This is a genomic window from Proteus sp. fly-1067 (assembly GCF_040139345.1).
GTDB lineage: Bacteria > Pseudomonadota > Gammaproteobacteria > Enterobacterales > Enterobacteriaceae > Proteus > Proteus vulgaris_B.
The window spans coordinates 1-556 of the sequence record NZ_JBEEUL010000216.1 but is presented as its reverse complement, the minus strand read 5'-3'; the positions used below and the strand labels follow the sequence as shown (position 1 = coordinate 556).

Here is a 556-nt window from a genome sequence, read left to right as displayed (position 1 = left end):
GGGAAGCCACCTAATAAAATATCATGGTCAGGTATATCTTTTGCTGAGATTTGAGTAATATCTCCGTTCGGCATTTCTCCATAATTCGTTAAATACGTTTTTTGAGAAAATTTATCCCATTCGGATGAAAATACACAGTGCCCATTAAGATTTTGGAATGGTAACCGTATCCCACCGATCCCTGCGAATAAATCAATAAAAGTAAAATCAGCTTCTTCTAAAGATTTTTGTTTGAATGGTGCATTTTTTGAATGTTTGGCTAAGGATTTTTCTAAATCAAGTATGCTCTGCCATTTTGCAGGTGTTGGAGTATGTTCACCATTTTCCCAACCACGTATAGTTCTTTCTCCTGTTGCATTCATGCCTAGAAGATTTGCCATTTCTGTTGGGCCTAATCCAAGTTTTTTTCTCAATAGTCTGATATATTCTGCTTTATCTAGGATTTCAATTGTCATAGGTGTCTACTTATCCGGTTTTACTCCCGGTGATACTAGCACTGTATATCTAAACAGGCAAGGTGAATTGTGCTAAAAAATTTAAATGATGTAATCCATCA

General features: G+C 35.8%; 1 protein-coding gene. It reads right to left on the bottom strand.

All coding sequences use genetic code 11. From position 1 onward, the window contains the following. On the bottom strand, nucleotides 1–455 hold a 455-nt coding region (locus ABN217_RS20070; protein WP_349459977.1), incomplete at its 3' end, for a DNA cytosine methyltransferase. Between the last annotated feature and the right edge of the window lie 101 nt (nucleotides 456–556).